Here is a 16,394-nt window from a genome sequence, read left to right on the forward strand (position 1 = left end):
GTACCTGTTAGAGATGATGGCCCCGTCATGGCTACCTACAAACCGGAGCAGCTCGCTTAGGCCTGGCATCACCGCCGGCTTCGCCCGGCGTGCCTCGACCACGGTTGTGAGCGTTCAATCGCCATCGTTTGTTCCGTAGACGAGCCGGTGCAAGGAGTTGAGGCTCATCTCATCAGCTGCCACTTCCACTTCACCGTCGCTCGTTCGGATACTGACCACGCGCTGGTCCCTTCGGAGCTCCTTTCGCGTATGCGGAGGCGGCACCCGTTGCTCGGGGAGTGGCTGGACATGGAGGATTCGGGGGGCTCCGATAGCCTGGTCCAGGCCAAAGGGTTCGATGACGTTGCGCTCTCTGAACACGATGGTGCCTGGTTTGAGCTGAGCCGACCCGGGTGCCCAGCGGTCGCGCAGTGACCCGGGCACAGCGTTGGGGTACCGGAGGAGGCAATCAATGATCCCGCGTTCTTCGATATCCACGATCAGACGCTTGCGTTTGTCGCGTCTCACACCGGCGAGCAGCAGGGCTTCGACGAGGATGACTACCCCGAGGCTGGCGAGGATCCGGGCGCCCAGGTCCGCATTCGGCAGCAGCATATTTGCAGGCAGCAAAGCCACCATGGGCAGCCACCACATGGCGTGATCAGAGATGCGCTCCAGTTTGCTTTTCGGAGCGCGTGTCCATACTTCGGGCGCGGCCATGTTTCATTGTCGTTCCTTCACCTTTGGAATTACTGGCACACGAGTATCGATATGAGAGTTGTGCCGCAGGTAAGCAAAAGGTTGTTCCCCGGAACGACTAGTCCAGGGGCGGCGTCGGCGGCCCGACGACCACCGCGACCACGCCCAGGCCGGTGTGGGCGGCCAGGACAGAGGGCACCGGGGTCAGCAGCACCTCGTCGCTCAGGTACTGCTGCAGGGTATCCGCGATAGCCCGGCTCTCGGTTTCGTTGCCGAAGTAATGCACCGCAACCCGGGGTTCGTAGTCGAGTTCCTCGATCCGGCGCACCACCAGCTGCTGCAGCCGGGCCTGGGCGCGGGCGGCGGTCCGAACCTTCTCCAGCGGCAGGATGGCACCGTCGCGGATGGCCAGCAGCGGCTTGATCGCCAACAGGGAGCCGAGCAGGCCGGAGGCGGCGGAAATCCGGCCGCCGCGGCGCAGCTGATCCAGGCTGGGCACGTAGAAAAAGACGTCGGAACACACGGCGGCTGCCTTGGCGCGATCCGTCACGGCCTGCCGGTCGAGACCGCTCTGCGCCGCGACGACGGCGTCAATGACGGCGAATCCTTCACCCAGAGCGGCGCTGCGCGTGTCCACCACTTCCACCGGGATGCCCACGCCGTCGGCGGCCAGGCCTGCCGCTTCGATCGTGCCGGAGAGTTCGGCCGAGAGGTGGATGGAGACGATCGCGTCGAAGCCCAGGTCTTCGAGCTCCCGGTAGGTCCGCTCCAACAGCCCCGGCGACGGGCGAGACGTCTTGATGTCGCGCCCCTCGGCGAGCCCGACCGCCAGGGCGGACGCGACGTCGTCGACGCCTTCCCCGTAAATCTGCCCTGAGATCATCACCGGCATCGGCACCACCCGCAGCCAGTCCGCGGTGTCCGGCTGGGTGACCCAGTCCGCGGGCAGCGAAGCCGCCGAATCCGTGACGACGGCGACCCGGTGCCGCGGCGGCTGCCCGGGCCGGGCAGTCGCCTGCTGCTGCTGGTGCAGCAACTGCTTGGACCGCTGTACGAGGTGCTCGAGCCAATTCATCGGGGCCGGGCCGCCGGTCAGGCCGGCACGATGTTGACCAGCTTCGGCGCGCGCACAATCACCTTGCGCACTCCGCGGCCGTCAAGGGTCCGGATGATCTGCGGCGAGGCCAGGGCGAGCTTCTCCAGCTCGTCCGCGTCGACGTCGGCTGCCACCTCCAACCGGTCGCGCACCTTCCCGGCCACCTGCACCACGGCCGTCACGGTGTCCTGCACCAGCAGGGACTGGTCCACGGCCGGCCAGGACGCCTTGACCACGGACGGTTCGTGGCCCAGCCGGGCCCAGAGGTCCTCCGCGGTGTAGGGGGCAAACAGGCTCAGGATGATGGCCACTGCCTCGGTGGCCTCACGGACGGCCGGGTCGGCGGCACCGGGTCCGGCGTCGATGGCCTTGCGGGTGGCGTTGACCAGCTCCATGAGCCGGGCGATGACCACGTTGAACTTGCCGGCGTCGAGCAGTTCTGCGGCATCGGCAACGGTCCGGTGGGTGACCGAGCGCAGGGCGCGGTCGCCGTCGTCGTACTCCGTGCCCGGAGCGGAGGCGACGTCCTGTCCCAGCCGCCAGGCGCGGGCCAGGAACTTGGCCGAGCCGGAGGGGGAAACGTCCGCCCAGTCCACGTCGTCTTCGGGCGGGGAGGCGAAGATCATGGTCAGGCGCACGGCGTCCACGCCGAACTTGTCCAGCTGCTCGCCCAGGTCCACGCCGTTGCCCAGCGACTTGCTCATCGCCTTGCCGCCGTTGAGCACCTGGCCCTGGTTCAGCAGCGCACGGAACGGCTCGTCGAAATCGATCAGGCCCATGTCCTTGAGCACCTTGGTGAAGAACCGGCTGTAGAGCAGATGCAGGATGGCGTGCTCGACGCCGCCGACGTACTGGTCCACCGGCAGCCAGCGGGCCGCGGCGTCCTTCTCGAACGGGCCCTCGGCGTAGTCCGGCGAGGCGAAGCGCAGGTAGTACCAGGACGAATCCACGAACGTGTCCATGGTGTCGGTGTCCCGGCGGGCGGCCTTGCCGCAGTTCGGGCAGTCGGTGTTGACCCAGTCCGCGGCCGAGGCCAACGGCGAGGTGCCCTTGGGCGACAGGGCTTCGCCGCGCAGGTCGTCGGGCAGCCGCACGGGCAGCTGGTCATCGGGAACCGGGACCTCGCCGCACTCGTCGCAGTGGACGATCGGGATCGGCGCGCCCCAGAACCGCTGCCGGGACAGCAGCCAGTCGCGCAGCCGGAAGTTCACGGTCTTCTCGCCGGTGCCGGCCGCCTCCACCAGATCGATGGCGCGGGCGATGGCTTCGGTCTTGGACAGGCCGTCCAGCTCGCCGGAATTGATCAGGGTGCCTTCGCCGCTGGTGGCGATCCCGGTCTCGGCCGGATCCCCTTCCCCGGTGTCGACGACGGCGCGGACCGGCAGGTCGAAGGCCTTCGCGAAGTCGAGGTCGCGCTGGTCGTGCGCCGGGACGGCCATGATGGCGCCGGTCCCGTAGTCTGCCAGCACGTAGTCGGCGGCCCAGACCGGCAGCTTTTCGCCGTTGAGCGGGTTGATCGCGTAGCGGCCCAGGAACACGCCGGTCTTCTCGCGTTCGGTGGACTGGCGCTCGATGTCGGAGAGTGCCTTAATCTGCTCCCGGTAGGCCATCAGCGCATCGTGGTGCTCCGGGGCCACCAGGTCCAGCGCCAGGTGCGCGTCGGCCGCGACCACGAAGAAGGTGGCGCCGTTCAGGGTGTCGGGGCGGGTGGTGAAGACCGTGACGTCCCGGGCCGGGCGTCCGCCCGCCTCCTCCACCGTGAAACGGACGTGCGCGCCCTCGGAGCGGCCGATCCAGTTCCGCTGCATCGCCAGCACGCGCTCCGGCCAGTGGCCCTTGAGCTCGTCCATGTCGTCCAGCAGCCGGTCGGCGTAATCGGTGATCTTGAAGTACCACTGGTTCAGGCTCTTCTTGGTCACGGGCGTGCCGCAGCGTTCGCATGCCCCGTTGACCACCTGTTCGTTGGCCAGGACGGTCAGGTCCTTCGGGCACCAGTTGACCGGGGAGTTCTTGCGGTAGGCCAGGCCGCGCTCGTAGAACCGCAGGAACAGCCACTGGGTCCAGCGGTAGTACTCCGGGTCGGAGGTGTGCAGCCGGCGCGACCAGTCGGCGCTGATCGCGTAGCGCTTGAAGGACGCCGCCTGGGTATCGATGTTGGCGTAGGTCCACTCGCTGGGGTGGGCGTTGCGCTTGATCGCGGCGTTCTCGGCCGGCAGGCCGAAGGAGTCCCAGCCGATCGGATGCAGGACGTCGTAGCCCTTCAGCCGCCAGTAGCGGGCCACCACGTCGCCCATGGCAAAGGCTTCGGCGTGGCCCATGTGCAGGTCGCCGGAGGGGTAGGGAAACATGTCCAGCACGTAGCGGCGTTCGCGGGAACCGTCGTCGGCGGGAGCGAAGACATCAAGTTCCTCCCACACGGCCGGCCACTTGGCCTCCATGGCGGAGAAACTGTACTCGTGCTGTTCCGTTCCCGGCTGCGTACTCACTGTGCTTGCCTCGTCCTCTTGTCTGTACTGCGCACTGGCCTGACTCCCCTAGACACACAAAAGCCCCTCGGCATCGGAGGGGCGGGCCGCTGAAGCAGGGCTTGGGCCCCGCGGCAGCGGCTAGCTAAGGAGCAGTGCGAACATGGGACCACTTTACCGCACGTTCACAGGACATCGTCGTCGACCCAGTCGAAGGTCCGGGTGACCGCTTTCTTCCACAAACGCAGCCTGCGTTCCCGCTCTTCCGCCGGCATCTGCGGCTCCCACACCTTGTCCTGCACCCAGTTCCTAGCCAGCTGTTCCGTGTCCTCCCAGAATCCGACGGCGAGGCCCGCGGCGTAGGCGGCTCCCAGCGCCGTGGTCTCGGTGACCCGCGGCCGCCTCACGGGCACGCCCAGGATGTCCGCCTGGAACTGCATCAGCGCGTCGTTGGCGACCATCCCGCCGTCGACTTTAAGACCGGTCAGCGGCACCGCGGCGTCCGCGTTCACCGCGTCCAGGACCTCCCGGGTCTGGAAGGCCGTGGCCTCCAGCGCGGCCCGGGCAATGTGCGCCTTGGTCACAAAGCGGGTCAGGCCGACCAGGGCGCCGCGCGCGTGCTGCCGCCAGTACGGGGCGAACAGGCCGGAGAACGCCGGCACGAAGTAGCAGCCGCCGGTGTCCTCGACCGTGCCCGCCAGTTGCTCCGCCTCCTGCGCGGACGAGATCAGGCCCAGGTTGTCGCGCAGCCACTGGATCAGCGACCCGGCGACGGCGATGGACCCCTCCAGCACATAGTGCGGCGCCGCCTTGCCCAACTGGTAGCCCACGGACGTCAGCAGGCCGTGCGACGACCTGACGATCTCCTCGCCCGTGTTGACCAGCACGAAGCACCCGGTGCCGTAAGTGTTCTTGGCCTCGCCGGGGTTGAAGGCCGCCTGCCCGAACGTGGCCGCCTGCTGGTCGCCGAGGATGCCCGCGACCGGGACGTGCCGCAGCAGCTGCGAGCCGTGCACGGTCGCATAGGGCTCGGACGAGGAGCGGATCTCCGGCAGCATCGCGGCCGGCACGCCGAAGGCGTCCAGAATCTCCCCATCCCACTGCAGCGTGCGCAGGTCCATGAACAGGGTGCGGGAGGCGTTGGTCACGTCGGTGGCGTGCGTGCCGCCGTCCGGCCCGCCGGTCAGGTTCCACAGCACCCAGCTGTCGGTGGTGCCGAACAGCAGCTCGCCGGCCTCGGCCCGTTCCCGCGCCCCGTCCACGTTGCGCAGGATCCAGGCCAGCTTGGTCCCGGCGAAGTAGGGCGCCAGCGGGAGACCGGTCTGCTCGCGGAAGCGGTCCACCCCGCCGTCGGCGGCCAGTTCGTCACAGATCTGCTGCGTGCGCACGTCCTGCCAGACGATCGCGTTGTAGACCGGCCGGCCGGTGCTCCTCTCCCACACCACCGTGGTTTCGCGCTGGTTGGTGATGCCGACGGCGGCGATGTCGTGCCGGGTCAGGCTGGCCCGGGACAGCGCCGTGCCCACCACCTCGCGGGTGTTGTCCCAGATTTCCAGCGGGTCGTGTTCCACCCAGCCCGGCTGCGGGAAGATCTGCCGGTGCTCGCGCTGGCCGGTGGAGACCGGCGTCCCGGAGTGGTCGAAAATAATCGCGCGCGTGGAGGTGGTCCCCTGGTCGATCGCCAGCACGAACTCCGCCATCTGTGTCCTCCACGCTCCGATCCGGGCCTCGGTGCCCGGCTGCTGTCGAACCTAACCGGCGGCGCACGGCAGCGTCAATCGAGCTCGCCCTCGCCGTCGTCCGCCGTGCGGCCCGCTTGCGGCGTGTGCCAGCCGGCGCCTGCCTCCGTATCTGCGCCCCGCGCCTGTCCGATGCCAGCCCCGGCTGTGCCCTCACCTGTGCCGCTCCCGCGGCGGTCGCCGTCGTCGGCCCTGGGCAACATCGGCCGCGCTGCGCGGCAACGCGCCCGCAGGTCGGTAGAGTCGAAGGCATGAAATCAGGAAGGACCCCGGCGTGACCGCCGTTGCCGACCGTGCGGTGCGCCGCGAACTTCTGCTCGACGGCGCCCGGGTGCGCTACTGGGAATATCCCGCGGACGACGACGGCGCGCCCACCCTCCTGGTCATCCACGGCTTCCGCGGTGATCACCACGGGTTGGAACTGGTGGTGGGCCGGCTGCCCGGTTACCGGGTGATCGCCCCCGACCTTCCCGGCTTCGGCGAATCGGAGCCGCTTACTGCCGGCAGCCACGGGATCGAGGGTTACACCCGGTTCCTGCACGCCCTGGCCGGCGAACTCAAGCTGGGCCCGGACACCTACATCCTGGGACACTCCTTCGGGTCCATCGTGGTGAGTCACTACCTGGCGGCGCATCCGGGCAGCTTCCGGGCCGCCGTCCTAGTCAACCCGATCAGCGAACCCGCGCTGCAGGGACCCAAGGCGATCCCCTCCCGGCTCGCCGGGTTCTACTACTTCGCCGGGGCCAAGCTGCCCGAGCGGCTGGGTCTCTGGCTGCTGCGCCACCGGCTGATCGTCCGGGGCATGAGCATCATGATGGCGAAGACCCGCGACCCGCAGCTGCGTTCCTACATCCACGGGCAGCACGACGCCTACTTCAGCGCCTTCGCGAACCGGAGGGTGGTGCTGGAGGCCTTCCGGGCGTCCATCTCCGCCGATGTGGCGCAGGTCGCCGGCCTGCTGGAGCTTCCGGTCCTCCTGATCGCCGGCGAACGGGATGACATCGGTTCCGTGGCGAGCCAGCGCAGGCTCGCGGCGATGATCCCGGACTCCCGGCTGGAAGTGATCCCCGCCGTCGGGCATCTGATCCATTACGAAACCCCGGCAGCGGCCGCCGCCTTCATCCGGGACTTCATCGACGGAATGAGTGCATGAAACTCCTGATTGACGCCCGGTTCACCCGCACCGACCAGCTGGACGGCATTAGCCGCTACGGCGCCAGCCTCATCGAAGCCGCGTCCAGGCTGGCGGACGTGAGCATGCTGATCAACGACGAGCGGCAGCTGCAGTTCCTGCCCGACGTGCCCTGGGTCAAGATCAATAGCCCCCTCTCCCCCGCCGAACTCTTCGTGGCGCGCCGCGTGAACAAGCTGGGCGCCGACGTCGTCGTCTGCCCGATGCAGACCATGGGCAGTTTCGGCCGCAGATACGGGCTGATCCTGACGCTGCACGACCTGATCTACTACTCCCACCCCAAACCGCCGGGCTTCCTGCCGAAGCCGGTGCAGTGGCTGTGGCGGCTCTACCACAAGGCCTACTGGCCGCAGCGCCTGCTGTTGAACCGTGCGGACACGGTGGCCACCATCAGCCACACCACGCAGGCGCTGATGGAACGTCACCGGCTCACCCGCAGGCCGATCCGGATTGTTTCCAACGCCGCCCAGCCGCAGGGAGCGCCGCGTGATCCCGCCGGCGGCCGCGACAAGACGCTGCTCTACATGGGCTCGTTCATGCCGTACAAGAACGTTGAAACCATCGTTGACGCCATGGCGCTGCTGCCGGACTACCGGCTCCATCTGCTCAGCCCGGTGCGTCCTGATCGGCAGGCCGAATTGGAGGCGCGGGCCGTCGACCCTCGCCGGCTGGTCTTCCACAACGGGATTTCCGACGACGGGTATCAGCAGCTGCTGCAACGGGCCACGGCGCTGGTCACCCTCTCCCGCGACGAAGGCTTCGGCCTGCCGCTGATCGAGGCCATGGCAGCCGGGACACCGGTGATCGCCAGCGACATCCCTATCTTTCGCGAGGTCGGTGGCGGCGCCGTCACGCTCGTGGACCCGGATGAGCCCGCCGACTTCGCAGCGGCGGTGGCGGCGCTCGACCAGCCCGGTGCCTTCCGCGCGGCGTCGGAGGCCAGCATCCGCCGAGCGGCGGCCTACGACTGGAACGAGTCGGCCAAGCAGCTGGTCGCCGCCGCCGAGGAAGTGCTGGAACGACGGCGGGGCCGGTCCCGTTAGTTTGGTGGCCGGCAGGCGGGGAGGAGCCGTTGGATGTCGTTCCTGAAGCGCCCGATCGACACGTCGACTCATTTCTTCTTCCCACACCGCGCGAGCGGGTGGAGCTGCTGACGGCGGATGTCCGTCCCAATGTGGCGCCTTCGGTCAGGGACACTCCACAGTCTGCCGTGCTGCCGTCACCTGCACCGTCGCCGTCATCGTCACCGTCACCGGCACCGTCACTGGCAGCGGCAGCGGCACCGTCAGCGGAGGCGGAGGCCGCGTCCTCCGAAACTGTCAGTGGCGGCGGATAGCCTGTTTTCAGTAGCAGTTCGCACCATCGTTGGCCGCCGGGTTGTGGGTTTGCCGGCGGCGTCCGCGGATCCGCCCAGGGTTCGTGACCGCTCGTAGTCGAGGCCATGCAGTGCGCATGCTGAAGATTGAGACGCTGAGATGTTTGATCCGGCCGTACCCGAACCTCCCGCTGCGGGATTCCCAGCCGCAGGGGCGGGGGCCGCAGCACCGCCTGCCGCAGCCGCGGACACTGCAGCATCGCCTTCACCTGCAGCAGGACCGCCTGCCGGAGCCCCGTGGGTCACAGACCCGGCCGCCCTGGAATCACCTGCTGGCAGCGGTTTGTTGCGGGAGCCCGGACCGGCCTCGGCTCCGCTGGATTCTGCCGCTGTTCGCGCTGCTGCCGTTGCCCTCGCGGGCATCGACGTGGGTGCGTCGGAGCGGGAGTTGGTGGAGGAGCTGACGGCGTTGGAGGGTTTGAAGGCTGCCGCCGCGGCCGCGCAGGCCAGGGTGCAGGTCGCGTTGGAGGAATCAATGCGTGCCCGCCGTGCCTGCGCCGGGATTCCGAAAGACCGGCAGGGCGCCGGGGTGGCCGCCCAGATCGGGTTGGCCAGGCGCGAGTCCCCGCACCGTGCCTCGGTCCTGCTGAACCTGTCCCGGACCCTGGTCACACAGATGCCGCACACCCTGGCCGCCCTCGCCGCGGGGGACCTGAACGAATACCGGGCCGAGATCCTGGCCCAGGAAACCGGCTGCCTGTCCCCGGAGCACCGGGCCCGGGTTGACCGGGAACTGGTCGGGAACCGGGACCGGCTGCACGGGCTCGGGAACCGGGCGCTGCGGGCCGAAGCCAAACGCCTGGCCTACCGGCTCGATCCCCGCTCGGTGGTGGACCGGGCGGCGAAGGCCGAAGCGGACCGGCATGTGTCCTCCCGGCCCGAACCGGACACGATGGTCTCGGTCCGGACCCTGCTGCCGGTGGTCCAGGGGGTGGCGGTGATGGCCGCCCTGCACAAGGAAGCGGACCGGCTGCGCAGCACGGGCGACCCCCGGTCGCGGGGCCAGATGATGGCCGATACCGTGTTCGAACGCGTCACCGGCCGCAGCACCGCCGACCCGGCCCGGCTGGAAATCCAGTTGGTGATGACCGACCGCGCCCTGCTGCGGGGTGAGGCCGAACCGGCCTGGCTGACCGGGCACGGCATCGTCCCGGCCCGTTACGCCCGCAACCTCACCCGCCCGCCGCAAAAGCCGGCACCGGCGCCAGCACTGGCAGCAACCGGCGGCAGCCCGCCGGGCGGGGCCGGGCAGCAGGCGCCGCCGGCCGGGACCGAACCGGGGTGGAAGACCGCCCGCGAGCAGGCCCAACGCACCAAGGTATTGCTACAGGCCAGCGTGGAGGACGTCTGGGTCCGCCGCCTCTACACCGCGCCGGGGACCGGGCAGCTGTTGGGGATGGACTCGGCCGCACGGAGATTCCCGGACGGGATGCGCCGGATGATCCACGCCCGCGACGCGGTCTGCGCAAGGCCCTGGTGCGACGCCCCGATCCGGCACATCGACCACATCGTGCCCTGGTCACAAGGCGGTGAAACGACCATGGCCAACGGCCAGGGACTGTGCGAACAATGCAACCAGTCAAAGGAAGCCGAAGGCTGGTCCAGCCGCACCCTCGACGGACCCCACCACACGGTGGAAACCACCACCCCCACCGGACACACCTACACCTCCACCCCGCCACCACTACCAGGCACGCCGCTGACGGAAGCAAAAGCAGCCCCTGCGTCCCGCGCCCGCCGCCGGACCGCGCGTGCGGAAGGTTACAGCAGGTCGGTCCCATCGCAGCGCACCTGCACCGGGTCGGGGACGCGCTTGGCGGACAGCGCCGCCTTGCGGTGACGAAGCGCGGCAGTCACGCGGGGTCCGTCCTGATAGCTGAAGAACAGCAGCAGGCGGTGCTCGCTGCTCTCCCCGGATCGGGCCGAAAGCTCAACGGGCCCGACGCATCGAAGGCTGCCGCTGAGCTCAAAGTCCGCCATGAAGGCTTCAATGCCTGAGGGCTTCCCGGTCAGGGCGGCGATCCTGACGGCTGGGGGAAGCTGAAGCTCACGCCGCAACTGAATTTCCCGGGCTGCGGCGCCGGAGGGGTCCCACCGTACCAAGGGCGCCACAACCGCGTCTTGGTCGGCGGTGACTACCACCAGCCCCCCTTCGGACGACGGCTGCACCAGCGACGCGGCGCGGAACCACCGGCGCAGCACGTCTTCGGGGGTGCGCAGAGACTCGCGGCTGAGCATGGCGTTGCCATCCAGCAGCAACGCCGCGGCGTACCCATCGGGCGCCACCGGCTCGGCTCCCGGTGTTGCGACCACTAGGGCTTTACGTGACTCGACCACGGACTTGATGTGTTCCCCCGAGGAAGACACGACCGTCGCCCCTGGGAACGCACGTCCCAGTTCTTCCGCCGTGCGCAGGGCGCCGACCGCAGAGGCGCGGAGCCTGTGCGACCCGCATTCCGGGCAGGAGTAGTTCGTGGCCAACCGGCCGCACCACCGGCACGCCGGCGCCGCGGACCGGCCCGGCTGCGCCAGCGGCCCATTACAGTCGGTGCATCTGGCAGGCGTGCGGCAGTCCTGGCAGGCAAGGGCAGGTGAAAAGCCGGTCCGCGCCACCTGGACCAGCACCGGGCCGCGCTCCAGGCCTTCCTTGGCGGCGAGCCACGCGGCATGCGGCAGGCGGGCATGGCGCAGCATGGGATCGCGTTCCTGTTGGAACGAATCCGCCGTGTTGAGGATCCGCGGGGTCGCCTGGCGCACGAACGGCCGGGCAGGTGTGAGCGCCGACGCCCAGCCGCTCTCAACCAGGCGCTGTGTTTCGCCGCTGCGCGAGACACCGGCGAAAAGGGCCGCGCAACCGGCCTGTGCCGTGCGCAGCAACAACACCTCGCGCGCATGCTGGTACGGGGAACGCTGCTCCAGCAACAGGTCGTCGCCGTCGTCCCACATGGCTACCAGTCCCAGATCCTGCACCGGAGCGAAGGCGGCCGAGCGCGTCCCCACGGCCACCGAGACCTCACCATGCAGCAACCGCAGGTAGTTCCGGTAGCGGGGCGTCGGCCCATCCTCGGCAGTCAGGCGGACATACTGGTCCGCGCCGAGGACGCGCTCCAGTTCGGCTTCCAGCCGTGCCAGGTCCTTGGCGTCCGGGACGACGACGACGGCGCCGCGGCCGCTCTGCCGTACGCTCGCCACGGCGTGGGCTACCTGGGCCGTCCACGAAGCAGGGCCGTAGGACTTGTGGCTGGCCAACACGGCACGCGGGGCCGCACCCGACGCCAGCCGGGCCAGAAACTCGCCGGCGCCGTCATAACCGGCGAAGGCTCGCTCTGCGCCATCCGCGACCGGCACGGTAGCCGGAGGCGCGGCGGTAGTAGGAGGTGCCGGGTCAGCCGAAAGTGCCGGGCCGGCCGAAGGCCCGGTGCTAGCCGGAGGTGCCGGGTCAGCCGACTGGCCCGCCTCCCGGGCGGCGAATTCCTTATCCACCTTGGCGACGCGCGGCGGGATGGCGGCGCGCAGTACGTCGCTGACATTCCCTGCGTAGCGCTCGGCCACGGACGTGGCCAGCCGGAGCAGCTCCTCGGTCAGCACCGGCTGCGCGGAAACCACCTTGGCCAAGGGCGCCAGCTTGACCCCTTCCGGCACCTCCGACGTGCGGCGGGTGATGTACCCGCTCATTTCCTGGCCGCCGAAACGAGCCTTGACCCGCGCGCCGGGAACAGCGTCGTCGTCCAAATTCTCCGGCACGAGATAGTCGAAGATCCGGTCCAGATGTGGCAGCGACGTTTCGATCAGCACCTGCGCCACCGGGTCGTTCGCCGCCGCCGGCGAGGTACCCGGCGCCTGCTTGGGGGCACCGAAGCCCTGCAGCAGGCTCAGCTGGTGCGGATCAGAGCCCATCAGGCTCAGGCGTTGAAGTAGCTGCGCAGCGCGTCGGCCCGGTCGGTTCGCTCCCACGTGAAGTCGGGATGTTCGCGGCCGAAATGGCCGTGCGCCGCGGTCTGCTTGTAGATGGGCCGCTTGAGCTGCAGGTCGTCGATGATGCCCAGCGGACGCAGGTCGAAGACTTCCTCGATCGCCTGGGCGATGCGCGCCGGGTCAACGGTCTCGGTTCCGAAGGTTTCGACGTAGATGCCGACCGGCCGCGCCATCCCGATGGCGTACGCGATCTGGATCTCGGCGCGCCGGGCCAGTCCCGCGGCGACCACGTTCTTGGCCACCCAGCGCATGGCATAGGCAGCGGAACGGTCAACCTTGGACGGATCCTTGCCGGAAAATGCGCCGCCGCCGTGACGGGCCATGCCGCCGTAGGTATCCACGATGATTTTGCGTCCGGTCAACCCGGCGTCGCCCACCGGCCCGCCGATCACGAAGTCGCCGCCCGGATTGAGGATGTAGCGCACGTTGGTGGCATCCAGGGAGCTGGCCGCAAGCACCGGCTCGATCACGCGCGAGGCGAGGTCAGCACGCAGGTGTTCGAGGTCCACGCCGCCTTCATGCTGGCTGGAAATCACGACCGAGTTAACCGACACCGGCTTGTCGCCGTCATAACCGATGGTCACCTGCGTCTTGCCGTCGGGCCGCAGATACGGAAGCGTCCCGTCCTTCCGCACCTCGGTCAGACGCTCGGACAGCCGGTGCGCGAGCCAGATCGGTGCGGGCATCAAGACGTCGGTCTCGTCGCTGGCATAGCCGAACATGATGCCCTGGTCACCGGCACCCTGGGCATCGCGCGCATCGATGCCGGTCCCCTCGCGGGTTTCGAACGAGTTAAAGACCCCGGAGGCAATCTCCGGCGACTGCTGCCCGATCGAAACCGACACGCCGCAACGCTCGCCGTCAAACCCCTTATCCGAGGAGTTGTACCCGATCTCCAGGATGGTGTCGCGGACAATCTGCGGGATCTCCACATAGCCCTTCGTGGTGACCTCACCGGCCACGTGTACCAGGCCGGTCGTCGTCAGCGTCTCTACGGCTACCCGCGACTCGGGATCCTCGCGCAGCAGCGCGTCGAGAATGGCGTCGGAAATCTGGTCACAGATCTTGTCCGGATGGCCTTCGGTCACGGACTCGGACGTGAAGAGCCGCAGATTGCTGTCAGAAGAAGTCACAGACATACCTTACTTGCTGGCGAGGACCGCCACGGAACGGTTGAGGCGGCCTCGAAAGGCCGGGTCATGGAGCGAAACGGTAGTACACAGGGGGTCACGGGCGGGCCGGTTCCCGCGGCCGGCCGGAAGCGCCCGCGCGCAGTGTCAGCGCGCAGTTTCAGCGGGAGAGTTCGGCGGTGATGCGCTCGACGACCACGGCCGCCGCGCTGTCTTTGCTGCCGCGGTGGGTCTGCAGTTCGACGCCGCTGCGCGCCAGCACCGTGATCTCGGTGTCATCCTGCCCGAACACCAGGTCGCGGCCCACGCGGTTGAGCACCAGCAGGTCGCAGCCCTTTCGCTCGAGCTTGCTGCGCGCGTAGTCGAGCACGTCGCCGCGGTCGTCGCCGGTCTCCGCGGCGAAACCGACGATCAGCGGCACATCGCCGGGGCCGCGCTGCTGCACGACCTCCACCAGGATGTCCGGATTCCGCACCAGCGTGATCACGGGGTCGTCGGCGTCGTCGCGCTTCTTGATCTTGGTGTCGGTCACTTCAGCCGGACGAAAATCGGCCACGGCGGCTGCCATGATGACGACGTCGGAGCGCGCCGCCGCTTCGAGCGTCGCCTCGCGCAGGTCCAGGGCGGTTTCCACGGAGCTGGACTTGATCCCGTCCGGGATATCCACCTCAAGGTGGGCGGCGATCAGTTCAACCTCTGCTCCCGCGGCCGCAGCGGCGCGGGCCAGCGCCACGCCCTGCTTGCCGGAGGACCGGTTGCCCAGGAAGCGCACGGGGTCCAGCGGTTCGCGGGTGCCGCCGGCGGTGACCAGGACCCGCTTGCCGGCCAGCGGACCGGGTTCCGGAGCCGCGAGGGCGGTGGCGGGCGCATCCGCCGGCCAGCCGGCCTCCGCCGTCGTCCGCGGTTGCAGAGTCCCGTCTGCGAGGGCTGCGGTGATGAAGTCGTAGATGTCCGCCGGTTCGGGCAGCCGGCCGGGGCCGGTGTCCTTGCCGGTGAGCCGCCCGATGGCCGGGTCCATCACCGTGGTGCCGCGGCCGCGCAGCGTGGCCACGTTCGCCGCGGTAGCCGGGTGCTGCCACATTTCGGTGTGCATGGCCGGCACAAAGACCACCGGCGCGGTGGCCACCAGCAGGGTGTTGGTGAGCAGGTCGCCGGCCAGGCCGGCCGCGGCGCGCGCCAACAGGTCCGCTGTGGCCGGGCATACCACCACGAGGTCGGCTTCCTGGCCGAGGCGGACGTGGTTGACCGACTCGACGGCATCGAACACGCTGTTGCTCACCGGGTTGCCGGAGAGGGCCTCCCAGGTGGCGCGGCCAACGAACTTCTCGGCGGCGTCGGTCGGGATGACCGTCACCTCGTGGCCGGCTTCCTTAAACAACCGAAGCAGGGATGCCGACTTGTAGGCGGCGATCCCGCCGCCTACGCCCAAAATGATCCGCATGCCTGCCCCGGTGTTAGACGCTGGTTACTCTGCAACCTTTTCGACGGGCTTGCTGACCAGCAGGCCCTCGTTGATTTCGCGCAGTGCGATGGACAGCGGCTTCTCGTTCAGCTTGGTGTCCACCAGCGGGCCGACATACTCGAACAGGCCTTCGTGCAGCTGCGAGTAGTAGGCGTTGATCTGGCGGGCACGCTTGGCACCGTAAATCACCAGCGCGTACTTCGAATCCGTTGCTTCCAGCAGGGAGTCGATCGGCGGGTTGATGATGCCTTCGAGGTTGGTCGACACAAAATCTCCAATGGGTTCCGGGATGTGTTCTTCGGGGCCCGCTCAGCGCGGGTGCGGAACAAGTCCCATCAATGAAACGAGCTCGTCTGCCGCCCGCTTGACATCGTCATTCACGACGGTGAAATCGAACTCGGGCTCGGCAGCAAGTTCCAGTTTAGCGGTTTCCAGCCGGCGCTGCTGTTCCTCGGGTGTTTCCGTGCCGCGCCCTACCAGCCGGCGGACCATTTCCTCCCAGCTGGGCGGGGCCAGAAACACGAACGTGGCATCGGGCATGGACTGCTTGACCTGCCGGGCGCCCTGCAGGTCGATCTCCAAGAGCACGGACTTTCCGTCTGCCATGGCCTCTTCCACGGTGCGCCGCAGCGTGCCGTAGCGGTTCCGGCCGTGCACCAGGGCCCATTCCAGCATGTCGCCGGCCGCCACCAGGCGGTCGAACTCTTCGGGGCCGACGAAAAAGTAGTGGACGCCGTCCTGCTCGCCGGGCCGCGGTTCCCGGGTGGTGGCGGATACGGAAAGCCAGACGTCGGGGTAGTTGTCGCGGATATAGGTGGAAACGGTGCCCTTGCCGACGGCGGTGGGGCCGGCGAGAACGGTCAGGCGGGGTTTGTCGGACATATCTTCCATCTGTTACTGGGATTCCAAGTGGTCTATCAGGGCTCGCCGCTGGTGGATGCCGAGCCCGCGCAGCCGGCGGCTGGGCGCGATGCGGACCGCCTCCATAATGGCGGCGGCGCGGACCGGTCCGATGCCCGGCAACGATTCGAGCAGGTCGGCCACGCGCAGCCGGCCGACCGATTCCATCGACCCGGCCGCCTCGATTACCTCGGCGACGGTCATGGCGCCGGATTTCACTTTGGCCTTGATTTCCGCGCGCTCGACCCGGGCGGCCGTCGCTTTCAGCCGGGCGGTGGTGCGTTCGCTCTCCGTCAGCGGTCGAAGACCCACAGCTCCTCCAGACAATCCGGCCCGTCGGACAAGATGCCGGGCGGGCATATTGGGCATGAATTGAACTTAC

General features: G+C 68.7%; 13 protein-coding genes. 3 read left to right on the forward strand and 10 right to left on the reverse strand.

The window, feature by feature from the left end; all coding sequences use genetic code 11:
- Positions 1 to 114 precede the first annotated feature (114 nt).
- The 4 genes from AC5RWG_RS02110 to glpK all read right to left on the reverse strand — a co-directional run bounded on the left by AC5RWG_RS02110 (position 115) and on the right by glpK (position 5,939).
- A complete protein-coding gene (locus AC5RWG_RS02110; protein WP_494023043.1) occupies positions 115 to 699 on the reverse strand; it encodes a hypothetical protein in 585 nt (194 codons plus the stop codon).
- 97 nt (positions 700 to 796) lie between these two features.
- Entirely contained in the window at positions 797 to 1,753 is a 957-nt protein-coding gene (locus tag AC5RWG_RS02115) for a DegV family protein (protein ID WP_494166329.1), read from the reverse strand.
- A 17-nt stretch (positions 1,754 to 1,770) separates the two neighbouring features.
- On the reverse strand, positions 1,771 to 4,260 hold the full coding sequence (gene leuS, locus AC5RWG_RS02120) for a leucine--tRNA ligase (RefSeq protein WP_494166330.1): 2,490 nt from the start codon (positions 4,258 to 4,260) through the stop codon (positions 1,771 to 1,773).
- 164 nt (positions 4,261 to 4,424) lie between these two features.
- Positions 4,425 to 5,939: a glycerol kinase GlpK gene (glpK, locus tag AC5RWG_RS02125; protein WP_494166331.1), complete on the reverse strand. Its 1,515-nt coding sequence runs from the start codon at positions 5,937 to 5,939 to the stop codon at positions 4,425 to 4,427.
- Between the two features lie 313 nt (positions 5,940 to 6,252).
- On the opposite strand from glpK, the gene AC5RWG_RS02130 reads away from it, so the two are divergent.
- The 3 genes from AC5RWG_RS02130 (at position 6,253) to AC5RWG_RS02140 (ending at position 10,385) form a co-directional block, all read left to right on the forward strand.
- Entirely contained in the window at positions 6,253 to 7,131 is an 879-nt protein-coding gene (locus AC5RWG_RS02130) for an alpha/beta fold hydrolase (RefSeq protein ID WP_494166332.1), read from the forward strand.
- Positions 7,128 to 8,213, forward strand: a complete 1,086-nt coding sequence (locus AC5RWG_RS02135; protein ID WP_494109270.1) for a glycosyltransferase family 4 protein — start codon at positions 7,128 to 7,130, stop codon at positions 8,211 to 8,213. The genes AC5RWG_RS02130 and AC5RWG_RS02135 overlap by 4 nt, the downstream gene beginning before the upstream one ends.
- Positions 8,214 to 8,828: 615 nt before the next feature.
- A complete protein-coding gene (locus AC5RWG_RS02140; protein ID WP_494166333.1) occupies positions 8,829 to 10,385 on the forward strand; it encodes an HNH endonuclease in 1,557 nt (518 codons plus the stop codon).
- Here the strand turns inward: AC5RWG_RS02140 and AC5RWG_RS02145 are convergent.
- The 6 genes from AC5RWG_RS02145 to mihF form a co-directional block, all read right to left on the reverse strand.
- Positions 10,307 to 12,442, reverse strand: a complete 2,136-nt coding sequence (locus AC5RWG_RS02145) for a primosomal protein N' (RefSeq protein ID WP_494166334.1) — start codon at positions 12,440 to 12,442, stop codon at positions 10,307 to 10,309. The two genes, AC5RWG_RS02140 and AC5RWG_RS02145, sit on opposite strands and share 79 nt — an antisense overlap.
- A 5-nt stretch (positions 12,443 to 12,447) precedes the next feature.
- The gene (gene metK / locus AC5RWG_RS02150) at positions 12,448 to 13,653 is read right to left on the reverse strand and encodes a methionine adenosyltransferase (RefSeq protein ID WP_493999792.1); all 1,206 of its coding nucleotides are present in this window, start codon (positions 13,651 to 13,653) and stop codon (positions 12,448 to 12,450) included.
- Between the two features lie 157 nt (positions 13,654 to 13,810).
- On the reverse strand, positions 13,811 to 15,091 hold the full coding sequence (locus AC5RWG_RS02155) for a bifunctional phosphopantothenoylcysteine decarboxylase/phosphopantothenate synthase (protein WP_494166335.1): 1,281 nt from the start codon (positions 15,089 to 15,091) through the stop codon (positions 13,811 to 13,813).
- A 24-nt stretch (positions 15,092 to 15,115) separates the two neighbouring features.
- Entirely contained in the window at positions 15,116 to 15,379 is a 264-nt protein-coding gene (gene rpoZ, locus AC5RWG_RS02160) for a DNA-directed RNA polymerase subunit omega (protein ID WP_493999794.1), read from the reverse strand.
- 42 nt (positions 15,380 to 15,421) lie between these two features.
- On the reverse strand, positions 15,422 to 15,994 hold the full coding sequence (gene gmk, locus AC5RWG_RS02165) for a guanylate kinase (RefSeq protein WP_493999795.1): 573 nt from the start codon (positions 15,992 to 15,994) through the stop codon (positions 15,422 to 15,424).
- 12 nt (positions 15,995 to 16,006) lie between these two features.
- The gene (gene mihF, locus AC5RWG_RS02170; protein ID WP_493999796.1) at positions 16,007 to 16,324 is read right to left on the reverse strand and encodes an integration host factor, actinobacterial type; all 318 of its coding nucleotides are present in this window, start codon (positions 16,322 to 16,324) and stop codon (positions 16,007 to 16,009) included.
- Positions 16,325 to 16,394: the final 70 nt, after the last annotated feature.

The sequence above is a fragment of the Arthrobacter sp. Y3221160 genome, assembly GCF_059092585.1.